Annotated in this window: 7 protein-coding genes and 1 pseudogene; 4 read left to right on the top strand and 4 right to left on the bottom strand. The window is 36.3% G+C overall.

Features of this window, described 5'->3' with window-relative positions; genetic code table 11:
* Positions 1–1,099 (bottom strand): MFS transporter (locus PN450_RS11960; protein WP_271836474.1); only part of this gene is annotated, 1,099 nt, incomplete at its 3' end.
* A 28-nt stretch (positions 1,100–1,127) separates the two neighbouring features.
* Complete coding sequence (locus tag PN450_RS11955; RefSeq protein ID WP_271836473.1) at positions 1,128–1,877, bottom strand: SDR family NAD(P)-dependent oxidoreductase; 750 nt, start codon at positions 1,875–1,877, stop codon at positions 1,128–1,130.
* A 212-nt stretch (positions 1,878–2,089) separates the two neighbouring features.
* On the opposite strand from PN450_RS11955, the gene PN450_RS11950 reads away from it, so the two are divergent.
* The 4 genes from PN450_RS11950 (at position 2,090) to PN450_RS11935 (ending at position 6,439) form a co-directional block, all read left to right on the top strand.
* A complete protein-coding gene (locus PN450_RS11950; protein WP_271836471.1) occupies positions 2,090–3,178 on the top strand; it encodes a sulfonate ABC transporter substrate-binding protein in 1,089 nt (362 codons plus the stop codon).
* A 260-nt stretch (positions 3,179–3,438) separates the two neighbouring features.
* The gene (locus PN450_RS11945; protein WP_271836470.1) at positions 3,439–4,743 is read left to right on the top strand and encodes an O-acetylhomoserine aminocarboxypropyltransferase/cysteine synthase family protein; all 1,305 of its coding nucleotides are present in this window, start codon (positions 3,439–3,441) and stop codon (positions 4,741–4,743) included.
* 75 nt (positions 4,744–4,818) lie between these two features.
* Positions 4,819–5,898, top strand: coding sequence for a homoserine O-acetyltransferase MetX (metX, locus tag PN450_RS11940; protein ID WP_271836469.1), 1,080 nt, complete (start codon positions 4,819–4,821; stop codon positions 5,896–5,898).
* A 10-nt stretch (positions 5,899–5,908) separates the two neighbouring features.
* Complete coding sequence (locus PN450_RS11935) at positions 5,909–6,439, top strand: protein-tyrosine phosphatase family protein (protein ID WP_271836468.1); 531 nt, start codon at positions 5,909–5,911, stop codon at positions 6,437–6,439.
* 43 nt (positions 6,440–6,482) lie between these two features.
* On the opposite strand, the gene PN450_RS11930 is transcribed toward PN450_RS11935, so the two are convergent.
* Together PN450_RS11930 and PN450_RS24070 are read right to left on the bottom strand one after the other, a co-directional pair.
* On the bottom strand, positions 6,483–6,998 hold the full coding sequence (locus tag PN450_RS11930; RefSeq protein ID WP_271836467.1) for a DUF2808 domain-containing protein: 516 nt from the start codon (positions 6,996–6,998) through the stop codon (positions 6,483–6,485).
* A gap of 60 nt (positions 6,999–7,058) precedes the next feature.
* Positions 7,059–7,259: pseudogene (locus PN450_RS24070) on the bottom strand (hypothetical protein); the annotation flags it as partial.
* Positions 7,260–7,292 lie beyond the last annotated feature (33 nt).

The following is a 7,292-nucleotide window of genomic DNA, read 5'->3' as shown; positions in this document are numbered from 1 at the left end:
CTCGTCCTCTTTTGTCTTCTTCTACAAGAATTAGTTGCAAAAAATTACTAATTGAAGCTAGAGTCAGAGTGTTAGTTAATCCCACAATAAAGATTAATAACAGGCAAATTTCTAACTTTGTTGAGAGAGAAAATAATATTAATGATACTCCTAAAACTAGAGTAGAAATTGCCATCACCTTTTCTAGTCCTATTACTTTCTTACGCTGCATAAGATAAATACCAGAAAAGATAGAACCAAAAGCCGTAGAAGTCATCAGATAACCCATTGTTTCCGCATTGCCTTTCAGGACTTCTTTAGCAAATATCGGTAGAAGATTTACATAAGTCATCGCCATAAAGCAAACTATAATTTGCAATATTAAAATAGATTTAATAGGCATAAAATTATAGACAAAAATAAATCCTTCTTTCAAGTTATGCCAGATTTTTGTAGATTTTGATGTAGATAAATTATTGATATTTGGTTTTAGCCGCATAGTTAAGATAGCTACTATAAAAGGCAAATAGCTAATAGCATCTACTAAAAAACATAAACCTGCCCCATTTCTAGCAATTATCAAACCCCCAATCATCGGACTCACAAATTTAGCTGTATTAATTAAAAATGAATGTACAGCCATTGCACTATAAGTATCACTTCTATTTTCTACTAATCTAGGAATAGTTACTTGACGTGCTGGTAAATCAAAAGCTTTGACTATGCCTTGAAGAATACCAATGATAATAATATCTGTAAAATTTATCTGATTACTAACAGTTAAGAAAGTTAGTAATGAAGATAAAATAATAGATACTATCTGAGTGGTTAACAAAACATATTTTAAATTCCATCTATCTAGTAATACTCCTACCAATGGTGTAATAACCAAGCCCATTGCTTGATTAGTGAAGCCTGCAACACCAACTAACATAGCTGAATTTGTTAATTGATAAACCATCCATACTAGGGCAATTTGTGTCATCCAAGAGCCGAAAAAAGACACGCTTTCCCCAATGAGAAAACCAAATAAATTGGGTGATTTAATTGCAGGTGAGATTTTCAAAAAAGCAAATATTTTGTTGCTTTTTTTTAATGATGTGCTATTTTCTTCTAACATTAATATTACCTATTTTCAGGTATAGTCATTACCGATCTTGCTGAGTTGGACGAATCAAGATTTCATTCACATTTACGTGCTGTGGTTGGCTAACAGCATAAAGTATTGCTGCTGCGATATCTTCACTTTGTAATGGTGTAATTGCTTTCCGTCTGGCTGCAATTTCCTGCTTTGCTACTACATCGGTAATATGCTGATCAATTTCTGTTTCTACTAAACCAGGCTCGATGATAGTAACCCGGATATTATCTTGATATACTTCCTGTCTTAATGCTTCCGAAAAGGCATTTACACCCCATTTAGTTACATTGTAAGCTGCCATTCCTGCTCTGGCAATGCGTCCAGCGACAGATGAAATATTCACAATATGTCCTGATTTTTGGGCTTTGAAAACAGGTAATACAGTGTGAGTTGTGTACATTAACGCTAAAACATTAATATCAATCATTTTCCGCCAGTTTGACGGATCTGCATTTTCAATCCTACCTGGAAATGATATACCTGCATTATTTACCAAAATATCGACGCGCCCAAATTCTGCATGAGCTTTTTGGATCAAATTTTTAACTTGTACTTCATCGGTAATATCTGCAACAACAGGTAATACTTGTCCACCATTTTCAGTAATATGTTTTGCTACTGCTTCTAAACGCTCTCCCCTTCTAGCTGCAATTATTACTTTTGCTCCTTCTGCTGCGAGTGAAATAGCTGTAGCTTCCCCAATTCCCGAAGAAGCCCCGGTAACAATGGCGACTTTTCCTTCTAATTTACTTGCCATAGCGAACATCCCTTGATTAGTTAAAATACGGTATCTTGATACAAATACTGTTGATTCAAAATCAAGCATCTCACAGATCACTAGAAAAAGCAACAAAAATAACCTCTATGTGATACTCTAAGAAAAAAATACGGTAAACTGATTGATATACTGTAGTTTTGTGATAAATTAACTTGAGTCCAAATATTCTATTGACCTTAACCACCAGAGTAATGTTGACTAAATTTTCTCCATTCCGACTATTGGAAGCTGGAATCACCTTCCTAAAAAAATATCAAAAGCAGAACATCCACACTCTTTCCTTACTATTTGCAGTTGGACTGAGTTTAACTTTTGTTATTTCCGCTTGCTCTCCCAACACAAGGGACAATACTGGGACAAATCAGACAGCACAAACAACTGAAACTACTAATTCAAGTCCAAACTCTAACAGTATAGTGGTTCGTATTGGCTATCAAAAAGCTGCAACTGTCCTCTACGCATTAAAAGCCAAAGGAGAATTAGAAAAAGTTTTAAAAGCCTCTGGTGCTTCTGTCACTTGGACTGAATTTCCCGCAGGTCCACCCATGTTAGAAGCTTTAAATGCGGGAAGTATTGACTTTGGTTACACAGGAGAAGCACCTCCTGTATTTGCTCAATCAGGAGGTACACCGTTTGTTTATGTTGCTTATGATCCCTTGAGTACCAAAGCAGAAGCAATTATTGTTCCTCAAGATTCACTTATTAAAAGTGTGGCTGATCTCAAAGGTAAAAAAATCGCTTTTGCTAAAGGCTCTAATACTAACTATTTAGTAGTAAAAGCATTGGAAAAAGCAGGATTACAATATAAAGACATCGAACCTATGGGTCTTAAACCAGCAGATGCTCGCGCTGCTTTTGAAACTAAAAAGGTGGATGCTTGGGCTATTTGGGACCCTTACTTAGCCGCAGCAGAGAAAGCAATAAGTGTACGCACCTTAACAGATGCGACTGGATTAGCACCTAATCGTGGTTATTATCTTGCTGCTAAATCTTTTGCTGATGGTAATTTGGATAGTCTGAAAACGGTTATTGATGAAGTCAAGAAAGTAAGCAACTGGGCAAAAAATAATCCACCTGAAGTTGCTAAGTTACTATCACCTGTATTAGGGATAGATGCGGCTGTTTTAGAAATAGCAGAAAAGCGGCGTGAATATGGTGTATTACCTCTAACAGATGAAATAATTAGGAAACAACAAGAAGTTGCTGATGCTTTCTATAAGATCAAATTGATTCCTAAAGAAGTCAATGTTAAGGAAATAGTTTGGCAAAATAATAAATAATCTGGTAATTGGTAATAGAAAAATTACTAATTATCAATTATTTCTAAAAATCTGCCTTTACTCTCTCCGTGTCTGGAGCGCCTCTGCGTGAGAAAAAAATAAATCAAGGTAATTAAACAGTATGGAATTGGAATAGCCCCCTCAGACTAGAAGTCTGGGGCTAGAACCCACGCAGGTGGGTTTTGCCTGTGTAGCCGCGACTTCTAGTCGCCCAGCAGGTAATAAATTAGACTTGATAATCAACCTATCTAATACTACCCATGTCAGAAAATTATCGTTTTGAAACCCTACAAGTCCATGCTGGACAAGAACCTGCACCTGGTACTAATGCCCGCGCTGTACCAATTTATCAAACTACTTCCTACGTTTTTGATGATGCTGAACATGGAGCGCGGTTATTTGCTCTCCAGGAATTTGGTAACATTTATACCCGGATCATGAATCCGACAACGGATGTATTTGAAAAAAGAATTGCAGCATTAGAAGGGGGTGTAGCAGCTTTAGCCACTGCAAGCGGTCAAGCGGCACAATTTTTAGCAATAAGTATGATCGCTCAAGCAGGAGATAATATTGTTGCTACCAGTTTCCTCTATGGGGGAACTTATAACCAGTTCAAAGTTTCTCTACCACGATTGGGAATAAATGTCAAATTTGTCGAAGGAGATGATCCAGAAAATTTCCGTCAAGCAATTGATGAAAACACAAAAGCCTTGTATCTCGAAACCATTGGTAATCCCCAATTCAACATCCCAGACTTTGCTGTTTTAGCTCAAATTGCCCATGACAATGGTATTCCTTTAATTGTAGATAATACCTTCGGTGCAGGTGGATATCTAGCACGACCAATTGAACATGGTGCAGATATTGTTGTAGAATCTGCTACCAAGTGGATAGGTGGTCATGGTACATCTATTGGCGGCGTGATCGTTGATTCTGGTAAATTTGATTGGGGTAACGGCAAATTTCCCCTCTTTACCGAGCCTTCCCCCAGTTATCATGGATTGAATTTTCAAGAAGTATTTGGGAAAGGTAGTCAATTTGGTAACATTGCTTTTATTATTCGTGCCAGAGTCGAAGGATTAAGAGATTTTGGCGCAGCATTAAGTCCATTTAACGCTTTTCTATTACTGCAAGGATTAGAAACTCTTTCCCTGCGTGTAGAACGTCATATTAGCAATGCTTTAGAATTAGCTAAATGGTTAGAACAACAAGAGCAGGTAGCATGGGTTAATTATCCCGGACTTCCCAATCATCCCTATCATGAACGCGCTAAAAAATATCTCCGACATGGCTTTGGAGGAGTTCTCAATTTTGGTATTAAAGGTGGATTAGAAGCAGGTAAAGCTTTTATTAGTAATGTGAAATTAGCTAGTCATTTGGCAAATGTCGGTGATGCTAAAACTTTGGTAATTCATCCTGCTTCTACAACTCATCAACAGCTAAGTAATAGTGAACAACTTTCGGCTGGTGTAACACCAGATTTAGTGCGGGTATCTGTAGGAATTGAACATATTGACGATATTAAAGAGGATTTTGAACAAGCGTTTAAGAAGATTTCTGGCTAATATACCAAAAGAAAAAGATCCCCGACTTCTTAAATAAGTCGGGGATATGGGGATCTATAGCTAATTGCTAATTTTATGAAATACTTAGACTTCATTTCATCAAAAAACCAGTTTTACCAATTGTCAGCACCATTTTCATTAGAATCTGGTGAAGTATTAATTGGTGTTCAGGTTGCTTATCGTACCTGGGGAAACTTAAACGCAAACCGCGATAATGGGGTCTTAATTTGTCATGCGCTCACTGGTTCTGCTGACGCTGACGACTGGTGGGGAAATTTGTTTGGTTCAGGAAAAGTTTTTGATTCTGACCAGGATTTTATTGTGTGCAGCAACATTTTAGGAAGTTGTTACGGTACAACTGGAGCAACTTCTATTAACCCAAAAACAGGAAATATTTATGGTGGATCTTTTCCCAGAATTACAATTAGGGATATGGTTAACCTCCAATCTGCACTATTAGAATATCTGGAAGTTAAATCTTTACGGTTAGCAATTGGCGGTTCATTGGGTGGAATGCAAGTTTTAGAATGGGCTTTATTATATCCAGAAAAGGTGAGAGCGATCGCACCAATGGCATCACCTGGAAGACATTCAGCTTGGTCTATTGGCTTGAGTGAAGCCCAAAGACAGGCAATTTATAGCGATCGCAATTGGCAAGATGGGAACTATACAACTGATACACCACCAGTCCAAGGATTAGCGGTAGCGCGGATGATGGCAATGATTACCTATCGTTATTGGGAGAGTTTTACAAATCGTTTTGGCAGACAGCAGGATGAATCTAATCAGTTTGCGATCGCTAGTTATTTACAATATCAAGGTCAAAAACTAATAGAACGTTTTGATGCTAATACTTATATTACATTAACTCATGCAATGGATAGTCATGATGTTAGTTGGAACAGAAAAGATTATCAATCTGTTTTGCAAAGTATCAAACAACCGACTTTAATTATCTCTATTGATTCTGATGTTCTTTATCCTCCAGTAGAACAACAAGAATTAGTAGATTTAATTCCTCATGCTCAACTAGGATTACTGAAATCAACTCACGGACATGATGCTTTTTTAATTGATATGGAAGCATTGAATGAAATGGTAGTCTCTTTTAGACAAGAACTAGATGATGAGCAATTAAAAAAAATCAAAATTTAGCTAGTAGAAAATGTACAAATTTGCCCCTGCTTGGGAACAAGAAACAATAGTTTTTGGTGCTTCTCGTCCTGGATATGCTGCTCATCAGGTGTATGATTGGATTGAGTTTATGAAATCTCAAAAAATCAAGGGAGTTTGCTGTTTACTTAGTGAAAAACAACTAGCTAATTATGCTCATCTTTTAGATATATATCAGCAAGAATTTGGTAATCAACAAGTTTGTTGGACACCAATTGAAGATTTTCATTTATCTGATTTAGAAACACTCACACAAGAAATACTGCCTTTTTTAATCACAGCAGATAAACAAAATGAAAAGGTAGTTGTACATTGTGCTGGTGGAATTGGACGGACTGGACATATATTAGCAGCGTGGTTAGTTAGTGTGCGAGGATTTTCTAATCAAGATGCAATTTCTGCGGTGATAAGAACAGGAAGAAATCCTCATGAATCTGTAATGTTAAGTAAAAATACGTTACAAGTTGCACAAGAATTAAATGTGCTGCTGAATAATTGTCGTCTAGCATTCTTAACTAATTGATGAATATTGCATTTGCATGAAAAATCAGCAATTCTTACACACTTTACCTTTGATAAAATAGGTGATTATCAAAATCATTATAAAATTGCAACCGACCAGTTCCCACAACTAAATCATTCGTCTTCTCCCCAGAGGAAATAACATGAACTCGAAATAGATAAATACCTTCGCTGGTGGGATTATAAAAAGGTTTTAAAGCGATAGTAATTGTTTGATTTGCAGAAACTGGTTTATCAAAAGTAGCAATGATAGTTTGTGGTTGAGTTGAACTCTTTGTTAGGGTAATACCTAGCTTTTCTTTTTCTCCACTTGCTTCTATGAAAGCAAAACTGTCTTTCTGATTGAATTTAATATTTTCTACACCTTCTATTTGTGTTAAAACAACCTGTTGCAGTTGCCAATTAGCCAGAGATTCTGGTAATTTGATTGTAAAATAATAAGTTGCATCCCAAGAGCCTATTTGATTGTAACTTGTTTTGGCAGTTAACAAGGGTTTTGGTGGTATCCCGTAGGTAGTAGGCACAGATAAGTAAGTCGGCACGATAAAATCAATATACATTTTTTTCGTAAAAACCCTTAAATAACCTATCTATAAGGTATTTGTCGAATTTACATTTCGTTACATATGTTGATTGTTTAACGCCAACTTACTTAACAAAAAGATTCCTGTACTAATAGCTAGGGTTTTACAAAGAGTTTTGAGGCTGTTCATGTTTTTAGGATTTGATATTTTAAATAGGTTTTTCCATTGCATTAAGTAAGTTGGCGTTAAACAATCAACATATGTAACGAAATGTAAATTCGACAAATACCTTATAGATAGGTTATTTAAGGGTTTTTACGAAAAAAATGT

The organism is Dolichospermum lemmermannii CS-548 (assembly GCF_028330815.1).
GTDB classification, from domain to species: Bacteria; Cyanobacteriota; Cyanobacteriia; order Cyanobacteriales; family Nostocaceae; genus Dolichospermum; species Dolichospermum lemmermannii.
Note: the sequence above shows the minus strand (reverse complement) of the source record. Positions and strands in the feature narration are given on the sequence as shown.